Annotated in this window: 17 protein-coding genes; 12 read left to right on the top strand and 5 right to left on the bottom strand. The window is 33.9% G+C overall.

Annotated elements, in window-relative coordinates:
• Positions 1 to 7: 7 nt before the first annotated feature.
• The 3 genes from dusB to ACFFVB_RS03030 form a co-directional block, all read right to left on the bottom strand.
• On the bottom strand, positions 8 to 1,003 hold the full coding sequence (gene dusB / locus ACFFVB_RS03040) for a tRNA dihydrouridine synthase DusB (protein ID WP_382381034.1): 996 nt from the start codon (positions 1,001 to 1,003) through the stop codon (positions 8 to 10).
• Positions 1,004 to 1,139: 136 nt separating this feature from the next.
• On the bottom strand, positions 1,140 to 1,505 hold the full coding sequence (locus ACFFVB_RS03035) for a carboxypeptidase-like regulatory domain-containing protein (RefSeq protein ID WP_382381032.1): 366 nt from the start codon (positions 1,503 to 1,505) through the stop codon (positions 1,140 to 1,142).
• An 89-nt stretch (positions 1,506 to 1,594) separates the two neighbouring features.
• Positions 1,595 to 4,003 carry an outer membrane beta-barrel protein gene (locus ACFFVB_RS03030; RefSeq protein ID WP_382381030.1) on the bottom strand — a complete coding sequence of 803 codons (2,409 nt, stop codon included), beginning with the start codon at positions 4,001 to 4,003 and terminating at the stop codon, positions 1,595 to 1,597.
• 167 nt (positions 4,004 to 4,170) lie between these two features.
• Between ACFFVB_RS03030 and lepA the strand changes: the two genes are divergently transcribed.
• The 5 genes from lepA to ACFFVB_RS03005 all read left to right on the top strand — a co-directional run bounded on the left by lepA (position 4,171) and on the right by ACFFVB_RS03005 (position 13,437).
• Positions 4,171 to 5,967 carry a translation elongation factor 4 gene (gene lepA / locus ACFFVB_RS03025; RefSeq protein ID WP_382381028.1) on the top strand — a complete coding sequence of 599 codons (1,797 nt, stop codon included), beginning with the start codon at positions 4,171 to 4,173 and terminating at the stop codon, positions 5,965 to 5,967.
• Positions 5,968 to 6,211: 244 nt separating this feature from the next.
• On the top strand, positions 6,212 to 7,621 hold the full coding sequence (locus tag ACFFVB_RS03020) for a glycogen synthase (protein ID WP_382381026.1): 1,410 nt from the start codon (positions 6,212 to 6,214) through the stop codon (positions 7,619 to 7,621).
• The gene (locus tag ACFFVB_RS03015) at positions 7,618 to 8,883 is read left to right on the top strand and encodes a glucose-1-phosphate adenylyltransferase (RefSeq protein WP_382381024.1); all 1,266 of its coding nucleotides are present in this window, start codon (positions 7,618 to 7,620) and stop codon (positions 8,881 to 8,883) included. The genes ACFFVB_RS03020 and ACFFVB_RS03015 overlap by 4 nt, the downstream gene beginning before the upstream one ends.
• A gap of 59 nt (positions 8,884 to 8,942) precedes the next feature.
• A complete protein-coding gene (gene glgB / locus ACFFVB_RS03010; RefSeq protein ID WP_382381022.1) occupies positions 8,943 to 10,853 on the top strand; it encodes a 1,4-alpha-glucan branching protein GlgB in 1,911 nt (636 codons plus the stop codon).
• A 181-nt stretch (positions 10,854 to 11,034) separates the two neighbouring features.
• Positions 11,035 to 13,437, top strand: coding sequence for a glycoside hydrolase family 31 protein (locus tag ACFFVB_RS03005; protein ID WP_382381020.1), 2,403 nt, complete (start codon positions 11,035 to 11,037; stop codon positions 13,435 to 13,437).
• An 83-nt stretch (positions 13,438 to 13,520) separates the two neighbouring features.
• Here the strand turns inward: ACFFVB_RS03005 and ACFFVB_RS03000 are convergent, their stop codons facing one another.
• The gene (locus tag ACFFVB_RS03000; RefSeq protein ID WP_382381018.1) at positions 13,521 to 15,356 is read right to left on the bottom strand and encodes a cation:proton antiporter; all 1,836 of its coding nucleotides are present in this window, start codon (positions 15,354 to 15,356) and stop codon (positions 13,521 to 13,523) included.
• Positions 15,357 to 15,507: 151 nt separating this feature from the next.
• On the opposite strand from ACFFVB_RS03000, the gene ACFFVB_RS02995 reads away from it, so the two are divergent.
• The 7 genes from ACFFVB_RS02995 (at position 15,508) to ACFFVB_RS02965 (ending at position 24,181) form a co-directional block, all read left to right on the top strand.
• On the top strand, positions 15,508 to 16,368 hold the full coding sequence (locus ACFFVB_RS02995) for an MBL fold metallo-hydrolase (protein WP_382381016.1): 861 nt from the start codon (positions 15,508 to 15,510) through the stop codon (positions 16,366 to 16,368).
• A gap of 14 nt (positions 16,369 to 16,382) precedes the next feature.
• Positions 16,383 to 17,999 carry a S8 family peptidase gene (locus tag ACFFVB_RS02990; protein ID WP_382381014.1) on the top strand — a complete coding sequence of 539 codons (1,617 nt, stop codon included), beginning with the start codon at positions 16,383 to 16,385 and terminating at the stop codon, positions 17,997 to 17,999.
• Positions 18,000 to 18,068: 69 nt separating this feature from the next.
• Positions 18,069 to 19,937, top strand: a complete 1,869-nt coding sequence (locus ACFFVB_RS02985) for a M1 family metallopeptidase (RefSeq protein ID WP_382381012.1) — start codon at positions 18,069 to 18,071, stop codon at positions 19,935 to 19,937.
• 187 nt (positions 19,938 to 20,124) lie between these two features.
• The gene (locus ACFFVB_RS02980; RefSeq protein ID WP_382381011.1) at positions 20,125 to 21,531 is read left to right on the top strand and encodes a nicotinate phosphoribosyltransferase; all 1,407 of its coding nucleotides are present in this window, start codon (positions 20,125 to 20,127) and stop codon (positions 21,529 to 21,531) included.
• Positions 21,531 to 22,136 carry a bifunctional nicotinamidase/pyrazinamidase gene (gene pncA / locus ACFFVB_RS02975; RefSeq protein WP_382381009.1) on the top strand — a complete coding sequence of 202 codons (606 nt, stop codon included), beginning with the start codon at positions 21,531 to 21,533 and terminating at the stop codon, positions 22,134 to 22,136. Before ACFFVB_RS02980 ends, pncA begins: the two co-directional genes overlap by 1 nt.
• 3 nt (positions 22,137 to 22,139) lie before the next feature.
• On the top strand, positions 22,140 to 22,520 hold the full coding sequence (gene rnpA / locus ACFFVB_RS02970; RefSeq protein WP_382381007.1) for a ribonuclease P protein component: 381 nt from the start codon (positions 22,140 to 22,142) through the stop codon (positions 22,518 to 22,520).
• 20 nt (positions 22,521 to 22,540) lie between these two features.
• Positions 22,541 to 24,181, top strand: coding sequence for a S41 family peptidase (locus ACFFVB_RS02965; protein ID WP_382381005.1), 1,641 nt, complete (start codon positions 22,541 to 22,543; stop codon positions 24,179 to 24,181).
• On the opposite strand, the gene ACFFVB_RS02960 is transcribed toward ACFFVB_RS02965, so the two are convergent.
• A complete protein-coding gene (locus ACFFVB_RS02960) occupies positions 24,182 to 24,628 on the bottom strand; it encodes a GNAT family N-acetyltransferase (protein WP_382381003.1) in 447 nt (148 codons plus the stop codon).

The following is a 24,628-nucleotide window of genomic DNA, read 5'->3' as shown; positions in this document are numbered from 1 at the left end:
AACCGTTTTATTCCTTAAACTGATAATCAGAAAAATCTTTTAATACCAAATCGAAGGCATCAAAAACGTCTTTTGAAGCATCACTAGTTACCATTTTCTGACGATATTCTTTAAAATGCGGAATGCCTTTAAAGTAATTTGTATAGTGACGACGAGTTTCAAAAACACCTAAAATTTCACCTTTCCAATCTATTGCCATTTGTAAATGACGCTTAGCGGCTTCTACACGCTCTTCAATTGTAATTGGAGCAAGATGTTCTCCGGTTTCAAAAAAGTGTTTCACCTGCTTAAAAAACCATGGATTTCCAATACTAGCACGACCAATCATACAGCCATCTAAACCGTACTCATCTCGCATTTTCATCGCTTTTTCTGGCGTGTCTACATCTCCATTTCCAAAAACAGGAATATGCATTCTCGGATTATTTTTCACATCTGCTATTGGCCCCCAATCAGCATCACCTTTATACATCTGTGCACGTGTACGTCCGTGAATAGAAATCGCTTTACAGCCTACATCTTGCAAACGTTCGGCAACTTCCATAATACGAATAGAATCGTGGTCCCAACCTAAGCGGGTTTTTACAGTGATTGGTAAATTTGTACGTTTTACCATGGCTGCGGTTAAACTCACCATTAAGTCGACGTCTTTTAAAATCCCCGCTCCAGCGCCTTTAGAGACTACTTTTTTTACAGGACATCCAAAATTAATATCTATTATATCTGGTTTAGATGCAGTGACAATATCTACGGTTTGAAGCATACTTTCTAAATTGGCTCCAAATATTTGAATACCAACCGGACGCTCTTTTTCATAGATATCCAACTTCATAGTGCTTTTTACAGCATCACGAATTAGTCCTTCGCTAGAAATAAATTCTGTATACACTACGTCTGCGCCTTGTTCTTTACATAATGCACGAAAAGGGGGATCGCTAACATCTTCCATGGGTGCTAAAAGCAAAGGAAAATCGGGAAGTTCTATAGTATCTATTTTAACCAAAGTCTATTTTTTAAGTGAGCAAAAATACTTAAATTGAGGAATAAATACTAATTCTTTAATGTTTTGTAGATGATGGGTTTAAATTGGAAGATTACGCATGGATAATTATCCGACGACTTTACTTTAATAAATAATTTTATTTATCTACGTCTTCAATAATAACTTCGATAACCTCTAACTCTTCTGGAGATATTTCTTTTAAAACAACAGAATTCAAGAAAAGCACTTTATCTATTACTAACTCTGTGGAATAACTAGAATAACCTACAAAACTAATTTCTAGATTATAGGTTCCAGTTTCAATATTTTTTATAACAAAATACCCTGTATCGTTAGTTATTGTTCCTAATATTTTAGAGTCATCTGCCTTATTTACTAAAATTATATTCGCATATGCGATTGGAGAATCATGATTGTCCTGAACCTTACCAGAAATTTTATTTTCTTGAGCGAAACAAAAACAGGAACATAATAGAATTAGATAAGTTAGTTTTAAAGACATAAAATAAAAAATGGTTGTTCAAAAATAACACAATTATTTAAATAATATGACGATATAAAAACATTATAAGTCAATCAATTAGAATATCTCTAATTATGTGAACTTTCATAATTTAAACGATTACGTTCATTTAATTCTGTATCCTCTTTTTCATTAGTAGTTAGTCTTGTGTTTCCAAAATTATAACGTAGCCCTACACGAAACCATTGATTGTCGAAGCGACCGTAATATTGATTATCCTGATTTAAATACTTGTTTTTTACAGTAAAATCTGTTGTTCTAAAAATATCACTGGCTTTAAGCGAAGCGACCCATTTTCCGTTTTTAAAACTCTTTTTTATCCCCAAATCCACTTGTGTTCTTGAAGACACATTAGACGATCCATTAATCATTGGTGCCATATACAACAACGAGATTTCACCACTAAAACTACGATCTTCTAAAAAGGTAAAGAAATTCATGAAATTAGAATATACAGACCACGTTTCGTTATATTCTGTAGAATTCCCACTTTGGGCAGCCTTAAAATAGTCTCTTGTATGAAAAATAGAATTGACAAAATAGACAGACCAAAAATCTGTTATCGGTTTAAAAGTTAAAAAATCGAATCCATAATCGATCGATTTTTCCATATTCGTTGGTTTGTAAACAATCTCGTTACTAGTATTATCTTGGAAAACTAATTCTGATGTCGGATCCTTTTCGTACCGATAATACAACTCGAAAGTATAGGTTCCTTTTAGCGTGTAAGACAGCGTACTTAAATGAGATATTGTAGGTTGTAAATTAGAATTTCCTTGAAGATAAATATAATCGTTAAAATAATATTTAAACGGATTTAAAGACGAGTACGTTGGCCTTTCTATCCGTTTTCCGTAAGACAGTCCCAAACTATGATTTTCATTAAATTCTTTAGAAACATTAAAGGTTGGAAATAATTTAAAATAGTCAAAACTATTACTGTTATTCGTACTGCTTACCTTTCCTTCGATATCGGTATATTCTCCTCGTAATCCAGCAGATACTTGCCACGTTTCCCAAGCTTTAGACATACTAATATATCCTGCGTAATTCATTTCGTTATAATCAAAAACACCGCTATTTTCATCATCGTTCCAATACTTATTATCTTTCAAATAATATTGATCTAAGCTACTTTTAGAATCTATTAACGAGGATTTTATTCCAAAGTCAAAATCTATATCATGCTCTAAACTCATACTATAGTCTGCCTGTGCAGAAAATATTTTTGTGTTTTGATCGGACATTGAATTAAAAATATTTTGTCTTGAGAATTGATCATTCTCATCAAAATACATTGAATTTATATCCTGATATCTATCGTAATCATAATTGGTATGATGCAAATTTACAGAAAAGACATCTCCCGATTTAGATGTGTTTACGTAATTTAAATTGGCTGCGACATTAACTTTAGAATCGTCCATATTGTTCATAGAACTAAATGAAGAATCTACAGCTTCCGTTTCCATATATCCCTCACGCTTCCAATAAGGTGTTACATTTACATTGGTCGAGAAGGATAATACATTGGCACTATTAAAAGCATAATCTACATTAGCATTTGCATTATGAGATTTTGATTTTGTATTTCTATCATTTTCACTGCGCCAGGTTCCTACGATGGTATTGTCTTCGATAAAATTAACGTCGCTCCTATTATATATCTCTAATTCACTTTCTCCGTAAGAATAATTTGCAAAAATGTCTAGTTTTTTCGTTTTATAAAAATGATTCATTCCTGCATTAAATCTCGGATAAATACCTTGAGTATAATTCGCATACAGACTACCATTATAACCTGTAATTAAATTTTTACTCATATTTATATTAATCACAGCAGCCCCTTCTGCATCGTACTTTGCCGACGGATTAGTAACCACCTCGACAGATTCTACATGAGACGCATCTGTTCCGGCTAATAACTGTTGTAAATCTTCTCCCGTTAAATGCACCCTTTTATTATTTATTAAATAAATAATATTAGAACTGTTTCTAACGCTAATTTCATCATTCATCACTAAAATACCAGGTGTGCTTTTTAGCACATCCATAACACTTCCTTCAGTTAGTGAGGTTTTTTCTATATTAAAAATTATACGATCGGACTGTTTTTTAAATGTGGGCTTCTTGGCTATAATATTTATAGTATCTAATTCTTCTGTAGATTCTTGCAAAACGACGAGGTCTAATTTCGTGTCACCATCAACCTTTAAATTGTATTTATAAGTTGTATATCCTATAAAACTAATCTCCAAAATGTAGGATCCAAGAGCAACATTTTTCAAAACATAATGCCCATCGTCCTGACTAGTAGCACCATGCACAATAGTAGCATCGTCTGTATTTGTAAGAATTACATTAGCAAAATCGATAGGTAAGTTTTGTGCATTTTTTATGAACCCCGAAACCTGAATGTCTTGAGAAAAACATGCAGAAGAGCATAAAAAAGTAAGAAACATTAACTTAATGTACATATATTGAAGTTGATACCTACAAATTTAGGTTAATTGAATTTAATATATTTACGGAAAACCTTTTTATTTAAGAAATATTTTTCCCACAAAAACTACTTTTTAAAAAAACAAAATTGCTAATGTAAATCACCTATATTTGCAGATTAAAGCCAGGTATATTTTTCTTTATGAAGAACATCAGAAATTTTTGCATCATTGCACACATCGATCACGGTAAAAGTACTTTAGCCGATCGTTTATTAGATTACACAGGTTCGGTTACCGAACGTGAAAAACAAAATCAGCTACTAGACACTATGGATTTGGAGCGCGAGCGTGGTATTACCATTAAATCGCACGCCATCCAAATGGATTTTGTTTATAAAGGAGAACAATATGTTTTAAACCTTATTGATACTCCTGGTCACGTTGACTTCTCTTACGAAGTATCACGTTCTATCGCTGCTTGTGAAGGTGCTCTTTTAATTGTAGATGCTGCACAAAGTATTCAAGCGCAAACAATTTCTAATTTATACTTAGCTTTAGAAAATGACTTGGAAATTATTCCTATTCTTAATAAAGTAGATTTACCTAGTGCCAACCCCGAAGAAGTAACAGACGATATCGTTGAGCTTTTAGGTTGTAAGCCAGAAGATGTTATTCATGCTAGTGGAAAAACAGGTTTTGGTGTAGATAAAATTCTAGAAGCTGTAATAGAACGTATTCCTGCACCAAAAGGGAATGTAGACGAACCACTTCAAGCTTTAATTTTCGACTCGGTTTACAATACATTTAGAGGTATTGAAACCTATTTTAGAGTTTTTAATGGTGAAATTAGAAAAGGACAAAAAATTAAATTTGTCGCTACAGGTAAAGAATATTTTGCCGACGAAGTTGGAACTTTAAAACTAACACAAGTCGCAAAGAAAAGCGTTAAAGCTGGAGATGTTGGATATCTTATTACAGGGATTAAAACAGCAAAAGAAGTAAAAGTAGGAGATACAATTACAGATTTCGACAACCCAACAACAAATATAGTTGAAGGTTTCGAAGACGTAAAACCAATGGTATTCGCAGGTATTTATCCTGTAGATACAGAAGATTACGAAGAGTTACGTAACTCTATGGAAAAGTTGCAACTTAATGATGCATCTTTAGTTTTCTTTCCAGAAAGTTCTGCCGCTTTAGGTTTTGGATTCCGTTGTGGATTCTTAGGAATGCTGCACATGGAAATTATTCAGGAACGTTTAGAGCGTGAGTTCGATATGACTGTGATTACTACAGTACCCAATGTATCTTACAACGCCTTTACAAACAAAAACCCGGATGTCCCGTTTATTGTAAATAACCCTTCAGATTTACCAGATCCTTCAACAGTAAACAGAGTTGAAGAACCATATATTAAAGCAACCATCATTACAAAAGCAGATTTCGTAGGAAATGTAATGTCACTTTGTATTGAAAAACGAGGTATGATTTTAAATCAGACCTATTTAACACCTGAGCGTGTAGAATTAACGTTCGATATGCCTTTAGCTGAAATTGTATTCGATTTTTACGATCGTTTAAAAACAGTCTCTAAAGGATATGCCTCTTTCGATTACCATCCAATTGGTATGAAGACGTCTAAATTAGTAAGACTTGACATTTTGTTAAATGCACAACCTGTAGATGCACTTTCTGCATTAATTCACGCAGATAACGCACAAAATATAGGAAAGAAAATGTGCGAAAAGTTGAAGGAGTTAATTCCTCGTCAGCAATTCGATATTCCTATTCAGGCCGCTGTTGGTGCTAAAATTATTTCTAGAGAAACCATTAAAGCCTTACGTAAAGATGTAACTGCAAAATGTTATGGAGGAGATATTTCTAGAAAACGTAAACTTTTAGAAAAGCAGAAAAAAGGTAAAAAACGTATGCGTCAAGTTGGAAATGTAGAAATACCTCAACAAGCATTTATGGCCGTTTTAAAACTAAACGACTAATAAAATTACAATATAATTATATAAGAAGACTGTCTGAAAAGGCAGTCTTTTTTTTTTGCTATAAATTAATTTCCAGTAAAATACAGAACAAACCGCCCAGCCATCCCCAGAAAAACAGATAAATCTAATTTCGAATTGAGATAAAACTATTTTTAATAATTATTTTTTCAATAATAGATTTAAATCGTAATAACGGATTCAATTAATATTTTTAAATTTAGGGACAAATGCCATTTTATAGACTATGATTATCACTCATCTAAGTGCCGAATGTTATCCAATTGCTAAAATCGGAGGTTTAGCAGATGTATTAGGTGCGCTACCAAAATACCAAAATGAACTTGGGGCTACGGCTCAAGTTGTCATGCCTTTCTACAATAACAAATTCACTAAAACACATAAGTTTAAGCCTGTATATAACGATACCATTCTTATGGGCGAAACAGATTATGATTTTAGAATTTTAACCTTAGTAGATAATAACTTGGGTTTCGACATTTACTTTGTCGATGTTCCGGAACTTTTGTATTCCGATTTTGTGTACACATCTGATGATACAGAACGGTTTTTAGCCTTCCAAATAGCGGCTTTAGATTGGATTGCTCAGGGCGAAACATTACCAGACGTCATACATTGCCACGATCACCATACAGGTCTTATTCCGTTTATGGCTCAAGAATCGTATAGATATTCTATGTTGCGAAAAATACCCGTAGCATTTACAATTCATAATGCTCAATATCAAGGTGCGTTTTCTCACGATTTAGTATATCTAATTCCTGAATTTAAATTCAGTCGCGTTGGTTTACTAGATTGGAACCATCTTATTAATCCGCTAGCTTCTGCAATAAAATGTTCTTGGATTGTTTCTACGGTATCTCCAAGCTACATGGACGAGTTAAAGGAAAATGCCAATGGACTAGAGAAATTATTAAGTGACGAACATGCTAAATGTATTGGTATTTTAAATGGAATTGATACCGAAGTCTGGAACACAGAAACCGATCCTTTAATAATTGAAAATTATACTCAAGACACCATAGAACAAGGCAAACAAGCTAATAAAGAATGGCTTTGTAAGGAATTTAATTTAGATGTTAACAGACCTCTTTTTGCTTTTATTGGCCGTTTGGTAGAACAAAAAGGAGCCGATTTATTTCCTAAAATATTTTCAGAATCCTTATTTGGAAACGACATCTCTATATTATTACTAGGTTCTGGTGAAAAACATACAGAAAATGAACTCAGAAACCTTAAAACAAAATTTGGTAACAAATACAATGCTTTTATAGGTTACGACGAGAAACTCTCGCATATTATTTATGCTGGTGCAGATTTTCTATTAATGCCATCCCGTGTAGAGCCTTGTGGTCTAAACCAAATGTATTCTCTAAAATACGGTACCATTCCTGTGGTAAATAGTGTAGGTGGACTAAAAGACACGGTAGAAGACATTTTTGATGGTGGCTTTGGAATTTGTCATAATAATGTAACCGTTTCAGAAGTCTGTGAAGCCATAGAACGTGCCAACGCCTTCTACTATACCGATAAATTTAAACTAACTAGATCTGATATTATGTCTATAGACCATTCTTGGCATGCCTCAGCTAAATCATATATAAACGTCTATAACTCATTAAATCCTTTTTTATGATGAACAACAAAGTATTATCAATAATTTTAGGTGGAGGTCAAGGTTCAAGACTCTACCCTTTAACAGAAGACAGATCTAAACCAGCTGTTCCTATTGCAGGAAAATACCGCTTAGTTGATATTCCCATTTCAAACTGTATTAACTCAGACATCAAACGTATGTTTGTACTTACACAGTTTAATTCTGCGTCTTTAAATAAACACATTAAAGATACGTATCACTTTAGTTTTTTTAGTTCAGCCTTTGTAGAAGTATTGGCTGCCGAACAAACGATGACCAATAGTAATTGGTTTCAAGGTACTGCAGATGCGGTAAGACAAAGTATGCATCATTTCTTAAGAAACGATTTCGAATACGCTTTAATCCTTTCTGGAGATCAGCTATATCAAATGGATTTTAATGAAATGATTGAAAAGCATATTGAAAGCGGTGCCGAAATTAGTGTCGCTACTTATCCTGTAAATGCTAAAGACGGAACATCATTCGGAATTTTAAAAACCGATGAAAACAGTATGATCTCTTCATTTATAGAAAAACCTAACAGTGAATTAATTAAAGGTTGGGAATCTGAAGTAAGCGATGAAATGAAAGGTGAAGGACGTCATTATTTAGCGTCTATGGGTATTTATGTATTCAATAAACAATTGTTAGTCGATTTAATGAACGACCCATCTACTAACGATTTTGGTAAAGAAATTATACCGCAAGCTATTGGTAAACGTCCTGTATATAGTTATCAATATGAAGGTTATTGGACTGATATCGGAACAATAGAATCTTTCTTTGAAGCAAATATTGGGTTAACCGACGATATTCCTAAATTCAATTTATACGACAAAGATCAACGTATTTATACCCGTGCAAGAATACTTCCAACTACAAAACTGGCAGGAACAACATTAAACGAAGCCGTAATTGCTGAAGGCTGTATTATTCAGGCTTCAAAAATTGAAAAATCTGTAATTGGTATTCGTGCTCGTATTGGAAAAGATACCGTAATAACCAACGCCTATATTATGGGATCTGATTATTATGAAACTCTTGAAGAAATAGAGAAAAATCACATTCAAATACTTGTTGGTATCGGTGAGCGTTGTGTTATTAACAATGCTATTATCGATAAAAATAGTAAAATTGGAGACGACGTAACTATTAACGGAGGAAAACATTTAGAAGATACAGAAACCGATCTTTATGTAATTAGAGATGGTATTGTAGTTATTAAAAAAGGAGCTATTATTCCATCAGGATTTGTACTTTAATTGCTTTTAATTATATTTTTTACTTCAATTAATGTTGAAGCGATTTACAACATACTACTATGACAAAGGTTAAACCTTTTAGCTTATTTACTGATTTTGACATAAACCTATTCAAATCAGGAAAACATTACAATCTATTCGAAAAATTCGGATCGCATATTGTTACCTGTGAAGGTGAAAAAGGAACTTACTTTTCAGTTTGGGCTCCTAGCGCAAAATCTGTCTCGGTAATTGGTGATTTTAACTTTTGGAATTCAGAAGAACACCCGCTATATGTCCGCTGGGATTCCAGCGGTATATGGGAAGGGTTTATACCTAATGTTGGTAAAGGCACTTTATATAAATATGCCATTATTAGCAATAATAACGACATAAAAACAGAAAAGGCAGATCCTTATGCCGTGCGTTGCGAACATCCTCCAAGAACAGCTTCTATTGTTTGGGAAACCTCCAATTATAAGTGGAAAGATAAAAGTTGGATGTCTTATCGTAAAGAGAAAAATGGACTAGATAGACCTTATGCGGTTTACGAAGTACATTTAGGATCTTGGATGAAAAACGTTGAAGAAGATCGTTTTTTAACCTATACAGAGCTTTCTAAAACTTTAGTAGAATATGTAAAAGAACTAAATTTTACACACGTAGAATTTATGCCTATTATGGAGTATCCTTACGATCCGTCTTGGGGATATCAAATTACAGGTTACTTTGCCCCTACTTCTAGATTTGGAACGCCGCAAGAATTTATGGGCTTAATAGATGCCTTTCACGACGCAGATATTGGAGTGATTTTAGATTGGGTTCCCTCCCATTTCCCTTCAGATGCTCATGGATTGGGTAATTTTGATGGTTCTAATTTATACGAACATCCAGATGTAAGAAAAGGATATCATCAGGATTGGAAGAGTTTAATTTTTAATTATGAACGTCCAGAAGTACGTTCGTTTTTAATAAGTAATGCCGTGTATTGGCTTAAAAATTATCATGTCGATGCCTTACGTGTCGATGCTGTGGCCTCTATGATTTATCTAGATTATTCTAGAGAAGACGGAGAATGGGAACCAAATATTTACGGTGGAAACGAAAACCTTGATGCTGTATCATTTTTAAAAGAATGTAACGAAGCGATATATTCTATGTTCGATGGCGTACAAACCATTGCCGAAGAATCTACAGCCTATACCGGTGTAACCAATAAAGTCGAACATGGCGGATTAGGTTTTGGTATGAAATGGATGATGGGTTGGATGCACGATACCTTAGATTATTTTAAGAAAGATCCGATTTATAGAAGTTACCACCAAAACGAAATTACGTTTAGTTTAGCGTATGCTTTTTCAGAACATTTTATGCTTCCTATTTCACACGATGAAGTGGTTTACGGTAAAAACTCTGTATTGGGTAGAATGCCTGGCGATGAATGGCAACGTTTTGCTAATTTAAGACTAATGTTAGGTTATATGTACACGCATCCAGGAACTAAGCTACTGTTTATGGGAGCGGAATTTGGACAATATAACGAATGGAATTTTCAAACAAGTTTAGATTGGAATTTACTAGAATTTGAACCTCATATTCAGACTAAAAACTACGTAAAAACCTTAAATACGCTATATCAAAACACACCTGCTTTATACGAAAAAGGATTTGCTCAGGCAGGATTTGAATGGATTAGCTACGACGATCATAAAAATGCAGTCATGTCTTACATTAGAAAAGGCCACGACGAACAAAACGATCTTATTGTAGTGTGTAATTTCACTCCAAACTCTCATGAAAAATACGATATTGGTGTTCCTAGAAAAGGAATTTTGGTAGAAATTTTTAGTAGTGATAGTTCAGAATTTGGTGGCGGAAATAATTTAAATACTAAAGCCATTAAAGCGAAAAAGACAACTCTGAATAATAAACCATATAGCGTTACTATTATAGTACCACCGCTAGCTATTTGTGTGTTTAAATACAAATAGAATTAGTAATTAATATAACAAACGCATCATCCTGAAACTGATTTTCAGAGTGATGCGTTTTTGTTTTCAGTATTTAGTGTTTTCTAGACATGGTTTAACTCAACAGAAAAGAATTATAAATCGCCATACAGTATTTTGAAAAAAAATTATTAGGTTTATATACCATCCCAATTAATAGCTTATGATTACAAATACCGAATTAGAACAGAAAGGAAACCAATATCCCAATCACATCGTTTCTTACGAGAAAAACATCGATACACTTCATTTTAGAACCGAGAATGGTGTGGTGCTCCAACTTACAATAGTTCGGGATAGCATCTTACGTTTTCGGTATGCTACGAATTGTAATTTCGAAAATGATTTTTCTTATGCCATTTCAAAATATGCAAAAACAGGATACAATTATTTAGAGATTAAAGAAACTAAAGACATTTACATTATCACCACCTCTAAGGTGATATGTCGAATCTTTAAAAGCAATCTAAAAGTTAAGTTATTCGATGCTATTGATAACACTCTAATTTGTCAGGATGAAATTGGATTTCATTGGGAAGAAAGCTACGAATATGGTGGTAACATTGTAAAAATGAGTAAAGTCTCTCACGACGGCGAAAGTTATTACGGCCTTGGCGATAAAGCAGATCACTTAAACCTAAAAGGGAAGCGTTTCGAAAACTGGGTATCAGACTCTTTCGCTTATGGTAAATATACCGATCCCTTATATAAATCCATTCCGTTTTATACCGGTTTACATCACGGCCGGTCTTATGGGGTATTTTTCGATAATACCTTTAGGTCTAATTTCGATTTTTCTCATGAACGCAAAAATGTAACTAGTTTTTGGGCTGTAGGTGGCGAAATGAATTACTACTTTATCTACGGTCCAAAAATGAATGATGTGGTATCTAAATATACAGATTTAACAGGGAAACCTCATCAATTACCACCCATGTGGACTCTTGGCTATCACCAATGTAAATGGAGTTATTACCCGGAGGCAAAAGTCAAAGAAATCACCTCCACATTTAGAGCATTACAGATTCCGTGCGATGCTATTTATTTAGATATCGATTATATGGAGGGCTTTCGTTGTTTTACCTGGAACAAGGAGTATTTCCCTGATCCGAAACGCATGGTTAAAGAATTAGCCGACGACGGATTTAAAACCATAGTTATTATTGATCCTGGAATTAAAATCGATCCAGAATATGCCATTTTTAAGGAAGGTTTAGATAACGATTATTTTTGCAGACGTGCCGACGGACCACATATGAAAGGAAAAGTATGGCCTGGACAGTGTGTTTTTCCAGATTACACGAATAAAGACGTTAGATCGTGGTGGGCCGATTTATTTAAGGAACTCGTAGAAGATATAGGTGTAAAAGGTGTTTGGAACGATATGAACGAACCTGCTATTATGGAAGTTCCTAACAAAACCTTCCCCGACGATGTGCGTCACGATTACGACGGAAATCCGTGTAGCCACAGAAAAGCACATAATATTTACGGCATGCAAATGGCCAGAGCGACCTACCAAGGATTAAAGAAATTTGCATATCCCAAACGTCCGTTTGTAATTACAAGAGCGGCCTATGCAGGAACGCAGCGCTACTCCTCGACTTGGACGGGAGATAACGTGGCGACATGGGAACACTTATGGATTGCCAATGTACAAGCACAACGTATGGCCCTTTCAGGCTTTTCGTTTGTTGGAAGTGATATTGGAGGCTTTGCAGAACAACCTAATGGGGAGTTATTTACACGATGGATTCAGTTGGGTGTATTTCATCCGTTTTGTAGAACGCATTCTTCCGGAGATCATGGCGATCAAGAACCCTGGATGTTTGGAGACGAAGTTACAGATATAGTCCGTGCGTTTATAGAATTACGTTACCAGCTTCTGCCCTATTTATACACGGCTTTTTGGCAATATTTAGACGAAGGAACGCCGATATTAAAATCGCTAGTTCTTTTCGATCAAGAAGATATACAAACCCATTACAGAACAGACGAATTTATCTACGGAAACGACATTTTGGTTTGTCCTATTTTAGAACCAAACTCTAAAGGTAGACGCATGTATATTCCACGTGGAAATTGGTATAACCATTGGACAAATGAGTTTGTTAAGGGTGGTAGAGAAATATGGGTAGATGCCGATTTAGATACCATGCCAATCTTTATAAAAGAAGGTACTATAATTCCAAAGTATCCGATACAGCAGTATGTGGGAGAACAAAAATTTGACGAGATCACCTTGGAAGTGCGCTATAAATTAGGAAAAGAACAATCTCTGTTATTTGACGATGCACATGATGGATACGATTACACAAAAGGACGCTACAGTTTGAGTAAATTTAAACTCACAGGTAAAGCAAACGAATTAATTATAAACCAACATACCACAGGTAGTTTTACAACGCCTTACACGCGCTTTAAATTGAAATTTATAGGGATTCCTTTTGAAATATCTAAAATTGAAATTGATAATGTCGAAATTACTTTTGAAGCTCTACAACGAAGTAAACTGACACAGGAATTAATTGTAGATAAAACCTTTACAGAAATACATATTATGTAGGTTTTGGTTTGAAATTAAAAAACAAAAATGCTAGTGAATAAATTCACGAGCATTTTTATTTTATTTGAATAGTATTGAAAAAGTTACATTTTCTCAACATCGAAAGGTTTTCCGATATAAACTAATTTAAATCCAGGCTCAATAATATGCTTCTCTTTATTTGAAGCCGAAATAATATCTAGTACACCTTTATTATTTTTAATAAAAATAGGGATGATATCTGAATCTGCATCACTAATTTTTAATAGACTTATAAAGTGAGATTTGTCTTTTATTTCAATTTCATTAACTGCTGGAAATTTACGAGCAACTTCACTTAACGAATTAAAATCATCGGATTGCGCAAATAAACCTTCTCTAGGTAACTTGTCGCTATTACTCATCTCATCGGCTGTTAATAACCTAAACGATCCATTTTCACCAAATTGTTCTCCAAACTTATTTATCGCATAGGTATTAATATCGGCACTTGCTGTTAACGCCATAAGATACCCGACGTCGTTCAATTCGATATTATCCATTAAGGTATCAGAATAAATATTAGTATTAATACCTTCTAATCCAAGTTCTTCACTCTTTTTAATATTTTCTTGGTTACTATCTATGAGTACAACGTGTCGTCCGTTTTCTTCTAAATAATGTCCTATTAAACGAGATAGTTTTGATGCTCCGACAATTAAAATACCTTCAGATTTTTTCAAGAATACACCAATAAGTTTTGCAAACATACGTGCTGTTGTGGCATTTAATAATACGGTTCCCAACACAATCATGAATACTAAGGGTGTAATATATTCGGCATCTGGAACGCCACTTTTCGCTAATTTTAAACCAAATAAAGAGGCGATACCCGCAGCCACAATACCACGTGGTCCAACCCAACTAATAAAAAGTTTTTCATTAAATTTTAAAGTCGATTTATACGTACTTATAAACACGGCTATCGGACGAATAATAAAGACTACAATCGCAAATAGAACAGCTGTATTCCAATTAAAAATCAGTAATAAATCACTCATATTAATATTCGCGGCCAGTAAAATAAATAAGATCGAAATTAATAGCACACTAAGTGATTCTTTAAAATAAAGAAGTTCTTTTAAATACGCCGATTTAGAGTTTCCAAGAACCATTCCCATAACAACTACGGCTAAAAGTCCCGATTCGTGCGCAAAAGAATCTGATAATACAAAAACACCTAACACAGACGCTAATGCAAACACATTTAATAAATAATGAGGAATCCATTTTCGGTTAATAATCGTGTTTAAAGCATGAGCAAATGTAAATCCGAACGAGAATCCGAATAATACAATTTTTCCAAATTCAATAAAAGCACGTTTAGTAAATTCACCTCCAGCATCTACACTAATAAATTCAAATACCAAAACGGCAATTAATGCCCCAATAGGATCGATTAAAATACCTTCCCATTTTAACACGGCAGAGACATCTTTAGGCAATGGAATATTTCTTAAAATAGGTGTAATTACTGTGGGCCCGGTTACAATAATTAAACCTGAAAACAGAAACGACATTTCCCAACTTAAGTAAAACGTATAATGCGCAGCAATCGCAGCTCCAAAAAACGTTACGGCTGCACCCAGTGTAATAAGTTTAGTAATAGAAGGTGCAACATTTTTAATCTCGCTTAACTTTAGCGTTAATCCGCCTTCAAATAGAATAATACTTATGGCCAGTGATACAAAATAAAACAAGCTTTCTCCAGGAAACAGACCTTCTCTCCCATTCCAAATAGGTTCAATCCATTTGGAACCATCGTCAGAGAAAAATTCGGCAGCAAATGGCCCTACTAATAATCCAATAAGAATTAAAGGTAAAATAGCCGGTATTTTAAATTTCCAAGCTACCCATTGTGCTAATATTCCTAGTATAATTATCCCCGCTAATTCTAACATGCATTATTTTTATAAAGGTTGAATATATAAAAGTTTTGGGTTAAATAATGTGCCTGTCTGCTATTTTATGTTAAAAAAGAGCTAATAAAAATTAAGAATTCATTAAAACTGCTACACTCTTTTTAACTTTACATGGTAAAATTAATAAACCATGAAATTATATCCTATTGAAACGGGTAATTTTAAGCTAGATGGAGGTGCCATGTTTGGCGTAGTTCCTAAAACTATTTGGCAAAGAACAAACCCAGCAGATTCAAATAATTTAATTGATATAGCCGCTAGATCTCTACTAATTGAAGATGGTAACAGGCTTATTCTAATAGATACAGGAATGGGCGATAAGCAATCTGATAAATTTTTTGGGTATTATTCACTTTGGGGTAATCATTCTATAGATGCATCGCTTAAACAGTATGGATTTCATAGAGACGATATTACCGATGTGTTTTTAACACACTTACATTTTGACCATTCTGGTGGGTGTATTCAATGGAATAAAGACAGAACAGGTTACGAACCGGCTTTTAAAAATGCACATTTTTGGAGTAATAAAGACCATTGGGCTTGGGCCACGCATCCCAATGTTAGAGAAGGTGCTTCCTTTCTTAAAGAAAACATTATTCCGATGGAAGAAAGCGGACAATTAAAATTCACAGGGCTTCCTAAAGATAATTTTTTAGAAGATAGTGAATTGGGATTCGATATTTTATTTGTTGATGGACATACCGATAAACAAATGATTCCTCAACTTAAATACAAGGATAAAACCATTGTATTTATGGCCGATTTATTACCAACAGCAGGACACATTCCTCTACCTTACGTTGTTGGTTACGACACCAGACCGCTTATAACCCTTGGTGAGAAAGAAAAGTTTTTAAAACAAGCGGCCGATAATAATTATTACCTATTTTTGGAGCACGATGCGCACAACGAAATTATCACACTTCAACATACAGAAAAAGGTGTACGTTTAAAAGACACGTATACGTGCAACGATATATTTAATTAACATACAAATAACTCATGAATTTTATTAAACCTATTCTAATTACTGCCTTTGCTGCAACGATTTTAACTAGTTGTGGTGGTGGAGCAAAAGTATTATCTACACCTATTGAAAATATAGATACTGCACCATTAAAAGTATCAGATATAACTGAAACAGAGCAACACAATTGGGGACATTTAGACCTAATTTCTGATACTATTCCAGGTATGAGTGTTGATAAAGCTTACTCAGAAATTATTAAAGATAATGCTGGAAAAACTGTAATTGTTGCAGTAATTGATTCTGGAATCGACATTGAGCACGAAGATTTAGATGGTGTTATTTGGACTAACGAAAAAGAGATTCCAGGGAATGGTATTGACGACGATAAAAACGGATATGTAGACGATATTCACGGATGGAACTTTTTAGGTGATACTTACGAAGAGCAATTAGAATTTGTACGTATACTAGCTAGTGGAGACACTTCTAACCCGGATTACGAAAGAGCTCAAAAAGAATACGATGAAGAGTATGGCAAATTTATAAACTATAAAACGCAATACGATCAGTTATTACAACAATTAATTGGTGCCGACGAAATTATAGCTGCTAAACTTAATAAAACGGATTATACTTTAGCTGATGTTGAAAGTATTACAGCAGGTGATAACGAAGAATTAGCAACAGCTACAGCAATGGCTAAATATATTTTAGGCCTTGGTTTTGATGATATAAATGCTGCTAAAAAAGAGTTAAAAAATGGTGCTGAAAGTATTTCAGATCGTTTAAACTATAACCTTAACATGGAATTTAAGGGTAGAAAAACAGGTGATAATATCGATGATTTAACCGATGTTGGTTATGGTAATGGAAACGTTATGCCGACTGTAGATTCTGAAAGCCACGGTACACACGTTACTGGAATAATTGCTGCAGAACGCAACAATGGTTTAGGAGCAAATGGTGTTGCTAATAATGTAAAAATTATGAGCTTAAGAGTTGTTTCTAACGGAGATGAATACGATAAAGATGTTGCTTTAGGAATTCGTTATGCTGTAGACAATGGTGCTAAAGTAATTAATGGAAGTTTTGGTAAATACTACTCTCCACATAGTGATTGGGTACAGGATGCTATTAAATATGCTGCAGATCACGATGTATTATTGGTTATGGCTGCTGGAAATGAAGGCATGGATTTAGATCAAGAAAAACATCATTATCCTACAGACAATACTGACAACGGACCAGAATTTTCTGATAACTTTTTATCAGTTGGTGCATTAGCTCCTAAATACGGACCAGAAATGGTTGCTGGTTTCTCTAACTATGGAAAAATTAATGTAGATGTATTTGCTCCTGGAGCAGAAATATACTCTACAGTTCCTGGTAGCGATAAATACGATACTAAAGGAGGAACATCTATGGCATCTCCTGCTGTTGCCGGTGTTGCTGCTTTAATCCGTTCTCAATATCCAAAATTATCTGCGTCACAAGTTAAGCAAGTAATAATGGATTCTGGTTTACCTATTAAAATAAAAGTAGTTGTTGGTGGAGATGCTAGCAACGAACAATCTTTTACAAACTTATCTGCTTCAGGTAAAATGGTTAATGCTTATAACGCATTAATTATGGCTTCGAAATTAAAATAAAAACATTCAATTAATAAAAACCTCATCAACCAAAACTTGATGAGGTTTTTTATTTAAACCCAATTCAATATGAAACAAATATTTTATTCACTTTTTGTACTTCTTGTAGTGCTTACATCTTGTAAATCTTCGGATACTATAAGTACTAGTACTTCACATTCTAAAACAGATCCTACGTACTGGCAACAACATGTAGATTATACTATGAATATTGATATGGATGTAGAAACCTATCAGTATAAAGGTGTTCAAAAAATAGTGTATACTAACAATTCTCCAGATGTGTTAACAAGTGTATATTATCATTTATTTCTAAATGCATTTCAACCAGGAAGCGAAATGGATGCCCGTTTACAAAGCATTGAAGATCCAGACGGTAGAATGATGGAAAACGGAAAGAGTAGAATATCAACATTAAAACCTGAGGAAACAGGATACATCAAAGTAAAATCTCTTAAACAGAATGGAAAATCTATTTCTTACGAAACCGTAGGAACTATTCTTGAGGTGAAACTAGAATCTCCAATTCAACCTGGCGAAAAAGTAACATTCGATATGGATTACGATGCACAAATTCCGCTTCAAATCCGTCGTTCAGGTAGAAACAGTAAAGAAGGTGTCGCATTATCTATGACACAGTGGTACCCAAAATTAGCAGAATACGATTTCGAAGGCTGGCATGCAGATCCTTATATTGGAAGAGAATTTCATGGTGTTTGGGGTAATTTTGATGTAACTATAAATATAGATAAAACGTATACAATTGGAGGAACTGGATACCTTCAAAATCCTAACGACATTGGTCATGGTTACGAAACAGGATCAGTAAAACCCGCAGATGGCGATAAACTATCTTGGCATTTTATTGCGCCTAATGTACACGATTTTACTTGGGCTGCAGATCCTGATTATATTCACGATACCATGCAAGTTCCAAACGGACCTTTATTACATTTCTTCTATAAAAACAATCCATCAATAAAAGAAAATTGGAAGAAGCTTCAACCTAAAACGGTCGAGCTTATGCAATATTTTAGTTCAGAAATAGGGAAGTATCCGTACGAACAATATTCTGTGATTCAAGGTGGAGATGGTGGAATGGAGTATGCAATGTGTACACTTATTACAGGAGAGCGTAAATTTGGAAGTTTAGTAGGTGTTACAGCTCATGAATTAGCACATACATGGTTTCAGTTCTTATTAGCTTCTAACGAGTCTAAACACGAATGGATGGACGAAGGGTTTACAAGTTATATTAGCGATCAAGCCATGAATGAAATTATGAAGGAAAGCAAAGAAAACCCTTCAGAAAGAGCGTATCAAGGGTATTACTATTTAGTAAAATCTGGTAAAGAACAACCACAATCTACACATTCCGATCGTTACGATTGTAACATGGCATATAGTATTGCTGCATATAATAAAGGAGAAGTATTTTTAGCACAATTAGGCTATGTAATCGGACAAGAGAATTTAAAAGAAACACTTAAAAAGTACTTTACAGATTTTTCATTTAAACATCCAAGACCTATCGATGTTATACGTTCTGCAGAGAAAGTATCTGGTTTAGAATTGGATTGGTATTTAACAGATTGGACACAAACTACGAATACAATTGATTACGCAATTAAATCTATTGAAGGTTCTGCAAACACGACAACAGTAACCTTAGAACGTATCGGGTTAATGCCAATGCCTTTAGATATTGAAGTTAATTATACAGACGGAACTTCTGAAAATTTATACGTTCCATTAACAATGATGCGTGGTGAAAAACCAGCAACAGAAACGAGAACGCAACTAAAAGATTGGGCATGGTCTTATCCAACTTATACATTCACCATTAATAAATCGAAAGAAGATATTAAAGATCTTACTATTGATGCTAAAGAATTAATGGCCGATATTGATAAGGATAATAACGTGTATACGAAGTAATAAAACTTTCGTTTATAAGAATTAATAACGCATGTGCTTACATTTGTAAAAAACATGCGTTATTTTTATATAATAATATATCAAATTTTGTTTTGCTTTTAGGTCTTGATATCTCAAAATATAAATGGCTTTCAGAATTATACTAACCATATATTAGGTTAAAATATAGACAATAAAGAACATCCATATGAATTTAAATTCTGCTTTATATACTGATTTATATCAGCTTGCCATGGGGCAATCTTATTTTTTAAAAGACAAACATGAGATTAGTGCAACCTTCGATTATTTTTTTAGAAAAAATCCTTTTGAAGGCGGATACGTTTTATTTTGTGGATTGGAAGAAGTTCTAGATTCGTTAGAAAAAATCTCGTTCTCTGAAGATGATATACATTATTTAGAAGCACAAGGGTTTGATTCTAATTATACAAACTACTTAAAAACATTTAAATTTACTGGACACATTCAAAGCATGTCGGAAGGTGAAATTGTGTTTCCTTTTAGTCCAATATTAACCGTTTCTGGTTCCATAATTGAATGTCAGATTATTGAAACATTCATTTTAAATAGTCTAAATTTTCAATCTCTTATCGCTACTAAGGCGAGCCGTATTAGATATATTGCTGGAAGAGATAAAAGTTTAGCCGAATTTGGTTTACGCCGTGCACAAGGTTTTGCAGGACTCCAAGCCTCTAGATCGGCCTATATTGGCGGATTCGATTATACCTCTAATGTACTCGCCGGAAAAGAATTTAATATTCCTGTATCTGGTACTATGGCGCATGCCTTTATACAAAGTTACGACGACGAACTTACAGCATTCAGAGATTTTGCCGAAACTAGACCTGTTAACTGTGTTCTTTTAGTAGATACTTACGATACCCTAAAAAAAGGTGTTCCTAATGCCATAATTGTAGCTAAAGAAATGGAGGCTCGTGGTGAGAAATTACTCGGAATTAGACTTGATAGTGGAGATTTAGCATACTTGTCTAATGCCGCTAGAAAACAACTAGACCAAGCCGGATTAGATTATGTAAAAATAGCAGCGTCTAACCAATTAGACGAGCATGTTATTAGGAGTTTAAAAGAACAATATGCACAAATAGATATATATGGTGTGGGCACTAATTTAGTTGTTGGTAAAGCCAATGGCGCTTTAGACGGTGTTTATAAACTGTGTAGTTTTAATAATACACCGCGTATAAAAATTTCTGAAAATTTAAAAAAGATGAATTTTCCAGGTAAAAAGCAGGTGTACCGTTATATGAATCAAGATGGTCAATATATTGCAGATGCGATTACTTTAGACCATTTAGACACACCAAAAACGATGGCACATCCGTTTGAAACACATAAACGTATGCCTATAGAATATGCTTCTGTTAAAGCATTATTACACGATGTTATGATAGATGGAAAACGTGTGCATACCAAGAAAACAACATTAGAATTAGTTAAAATTGCGGAAGAAAATCTTTCAAAATTACCTGTAGAACATAAACGTTTTGCTAATCCGCATGTCTATAAAGTTGGATTAAGCCCAGAATTAGAACAACTAAGAGATCAATTAAAAAAAGAAAAACTGGATTCGTAATGAAAGCACTTATTCTAGTAGATATTCAGAATGACTTTTTACCTGGCGGTGCACTTGCTGTACCAAAAGGAGACGAGATTATTCCGTTAATAAATACTCTGCAATCTAAATTCGATTTGGTCGTCGCTTCTCAAGATTGGCATCCCGAAAATCATGCTAGTTTTGCGAGTAATCACCATAATAAAAATGTGTTTGATATGATCCAATTAGAAGGTCAAAATCAAGTACTATGGCCAAATCATTGTGTGCAAGGAACAAGCGGTGCAGCGTTTTCATTAGAATTAAATACAGATGCAGTCGCTGCTATTTTTAGAAAAGGTATGACTGTTACAGTGGATAGTTACAGTGCATTTTTCGATAATAATAAAACCCAACATACAGGTTTAGAAGCGTATTTAAAAAGTATGAATGTTACCGAAGTCTATGTTTGTGGTTTAGCAGCAGATTACTGTGTTTATTTCACCGCTAAAGATGCCCAAAGTTTAGGATTTAAAACATACTATATTACAGATGCGACGCGTTATATTTCTGAAACTGTTTATCAGGCAGCAATTCTAGATTTAAAACAACACGGGGTAACTATTTTAAACAGTTCCGACATTTAATTTATGAAGCAAACTTACGGTAAAACCGAAAAACTTAAAAGTAAAATTACCATAGATAAACTTTTTGCAGAAGGAAAAACGGTATCTGCATATCCGCTGCGATTAGTTTATATAAAAACCAATTTTGAAGATAATGTTTCCTTAAAAACTGGAGTTTCTGTAAGTAAGCGAAATTTTAAATTGGCAGTAGACAGAAACCGTATAAAACGCTTATTAAGAGAAGCCTATAGACTAAATAAAAATGAACACCTAGCTGCTGTTTCAGGGCCATATGCGTTTATGATTATGTATTCTAATAAAGACATGCCGAGTTATGAATTTATTGAAAAAAAAATGATAACATTATTTCAAAAATTTATAAAAGCTGAAGCTGAAAACTTGTAGTATAATATACCTTTTTACACATGAAAACATTATTAAAAAAGAAGATTCTTATTCCTGTTTTAGCGTTAACAATCTTTTTTTCGACCACGGCATTTCAGAACGATTTTTTTGAAATAGCGAAGCAAATAGAAATTTTCACCACGCTTTATAAAGAATTGAACATGAATTATGTCGACGAAACCAATCCGGCAGATTTAATGGACACCGCTATAAAGAGCATGTTAAAAGATTTAGATCCATACACGACGTTTATGAACGAACAAGATGTAGAAGCGGCTAGAATTAATAATACAGGGGATTATACGGGTATTGGTGCACGTGTAAAGACGCTTAAAGATAAATTAGTTATCATAGAACCCTATAAAGATTATCCTGCCGATAAAGCAGGTTTAAAGGCTGGCGACGAAATTATTAAGATTGGAAACATAGATTTAGAAACCTTTAAAGACGATAAAGGAGATCTATTAAAAGGAACTTCTGGAACTCGTGTAGATGTTACATTTAAACGTCAAGGAAAAACACAAACAGCAACTATAAATAGGGCAGAAGTAGAAATTAGCGCAGTGCCTTATTTTTCTATGATAAATGAAGAAACTGGATACATAGTTTTAAGTCAGTTTAATAGTAAAGCCTCTTCTCAAACGGCCTACGCAGTAAAATATTTAAAAGCGCAAGGTGCGAAAAATATCATTTTAGATTTACGTGATAACCCAGGAGGTTTATTACACGAAGCTGTAAATGTCGTGAATATTTTTGTTCCGAAAAATCAGTTGGTGGTTACTACTAAATCTAAAGTTAAAAAATTCAATAAAACGTATTACACTCAAAAGGAAGCTTTAGATGTCGAAATTCCAGTTGTAGTTTTAATTAACGGACGTAGTGCATCGGCAAGTGAAATTGTAGCAGGAACGCTTCAAGATTTAGACCGTGGTGTTGTGCTTGGTTCTAGAAGTTTTGGAAAAGGATTAGTACAACGTCCGAAACAATTAACCTACGGAACCCAATTAAAACTTACTATTTCTAGATATTACACGCCTTCAGGCCGTTGTATTCAGGCGCTAGATTATTGGCATCGGAACGAAAAAGGCGATGCCGTTAGAATTTCTAAAGACAACTACCATGAGTTTAAAACTAAAAACGGAAGACCTGTTTTTGATGGTGGTGGAGTGTTGCCAGATGAAGCTTTAGACATCACAAAAACATCTGCAATTACCACTGCTATTTTACAAAATGATTATATTTTCGATTACGCTACTAGTTATTATTACAAACATCAGACTATTAAAAACGTTGATGCCTTTAAATTAGCAGATTCAGATTTTTCGGACTTCAAGAAATATTTAAAAACGAATGATTTTAGTTTCGAAACAGAAACAGAAAAAGCCTTAACAAAGGCATTCGAAAGTGCTAAAAAAGAAGGATTGGACGATAATATTCAGAAGGATTACAACACACTTATTAACAACCTAAAGACCTCAAAAATAGAGGGTATAGACGAAAATAAAGCGCAATTAACAAGTTTATTAACAGACGAAATTGTAAAACGATATGTGTACAGAGAAGGTGTTTACGATTACTACAAAACACACAATCCAGAAATAGAACGCGCTACCGAAATATTAAGTAATGCAACAACCTATAGAGGCTTTTTAACTAAATAATTACGGTTTTAAAAGCATGCCGATATGTGGAATTCCATCTTCTAAATAAGGTTCTGAAACTGCTACAAATCCTAAGTTATTATAAAAGGATTCTAAGTGTTTCTGAGCAGAAATTTTAATGGTGGTTTCATCAAACTTCGTACTAATAGCTTGAATGGAAGACTTCATAATATCGTAACCGTATTTATGGGTACGCTCAGATTCCTTTACAATTACACGACCAATACTCGCATTTTCAAAATAATCGCCTGAATTAAAAATTCTAGTATAAGCTACTAATTCATAATTTTTAAATCCTAAAACATGTAAGGCCTTATTGTCCTTACCATCAATATCTTGATAGACACAATTTTGTTCTACAACAAAAACTTCACTTCGTAATTGTAATAATGCATACAATTCGGTGGTGGTTAATTCTTCGAAGAATTTAATAGTAATATCTAACAT

The sequence above is a fragment of the Formosa undariae genome (assembly GCF_042427615.1).
Classification (GTDB): Bacteria; Bacteroidota; Bacteroidia; order Flavobacteriales; family Flavobacteriaceae; genus Formosa; species Formosa undariae.
Note: the sequence above shows the minus strand (reverse complement) of the source record. Positions and strands in the feature narration are given on the sequence as shown.

Bases quoted from the DNA above. Each gene is read 5' to 3' on its own strand.
- ACFFVB_RS02965 (WP_382381005.1), top strand. From the start codon at position 22,541: ATGAAAACATTATTAAAAAAGAAGATTCTTATTCCTGTTTTAGCGTTA.
- ACFFVB_RS03000 (WP_382381018.1), bottom strand. From the start codon at position 15,356: ATGTTAGAATTAGCGGGGATAATTATACTAGGAATATTAGCACAATGG.
- ACFFVB_RS03020 (WP_382381026.1), top strand. From the start codon at position 6,212: ATGATTATCACTCATCTAAGTGCCGAATGTTATCCAATTGCTAAAATC.
- ACFFVB_RS02980 (WP_382381011.1), top strand. From the start codon at position 20,125: ATGAATTTAAATTCTGCTTTATATACTGATTTATATCAGCTTGCCATG.
- lepA (WP_382381028.1), top strand. From the start codon at position 4,171: ATGAAGAACATCAGAAATTTTTGCATCATTGCACACATCGATCACGGT.
- ACFFVB_RS02990 (WP_382381014.1), top strand. From the start codon at position 16,383: ATGAATTTTATTAAACCTATTCTAATTACTGCCTTTGCTGCAACGATT.
- ACFFVB_RS02960 (WP_382381003.1), bottom strand. From the start codon at position 24,628: ATGTTAGATATTACTATTAAATTCTTCGAAGAATTAACCACCACCGAA.
- ACFFVB_RS03030 (WP_382381030.1), bottom strand. From the start codon at position 4,003: ATGTACATTAAGTTAATGTTTCTTACTTTTTTATGCTCTTCTGCATGT.
- ACFFVB_RS02995 (WP_382381016.1), top strand. From the start codon at position 15,508: ATGAAATTATATCCTATTGAAACGGGTAATTTTAAGCTAGATGGAGGT.
- ACFFVB_RS02985 (WP_382381012.1), top strand. From the start codon at position 18,069: ATGAAACAAATATTTTATTCACTTTTTGTACTTCTTGTAGTGCTTACA.
- pncA (WP_382381009.1), top strand. From the start codon at position 21,531: ATGAAAGCACTTATTCTAGTAGATATTCAGAATGACTTTTTACCTGGC.
- glgB (WP_382381022.1), top strand. From the start codon at position 8,943: ATGACAAAGGTTAAACCTTTTAGCTTATTTACTGATTTTGACATAAAC.
- ACFFVB_RS03015 (WP_382381024.1), top strand. From the start codon at position 7,618: ATGATGAACAACAAAGTATTATCAATAATTTTAGGTGGAGGTCAAGGT.
- ACFFVB_RS03005 (WP_382381020.1), top strand. From the start codon at position 11,035: ATGATTACAAATACCGAATTAGAACAGAAAGGAAACCAATATCCCAAT.
- ACFFVB_RS03035 (WP_382381032.1), bottom strand. From the start codon at position 1,505: ATGTCTTTAAAACTAACTTATCTAATTCTATTATGTTCCTGTTTTTGT.
- rnpA (WP_382381007.1), top strand. From the start codon at position 22,140: ATGAAGCAAACTTACGGTAAAACCGAAAAACTTAAAAGTAAAATTACC.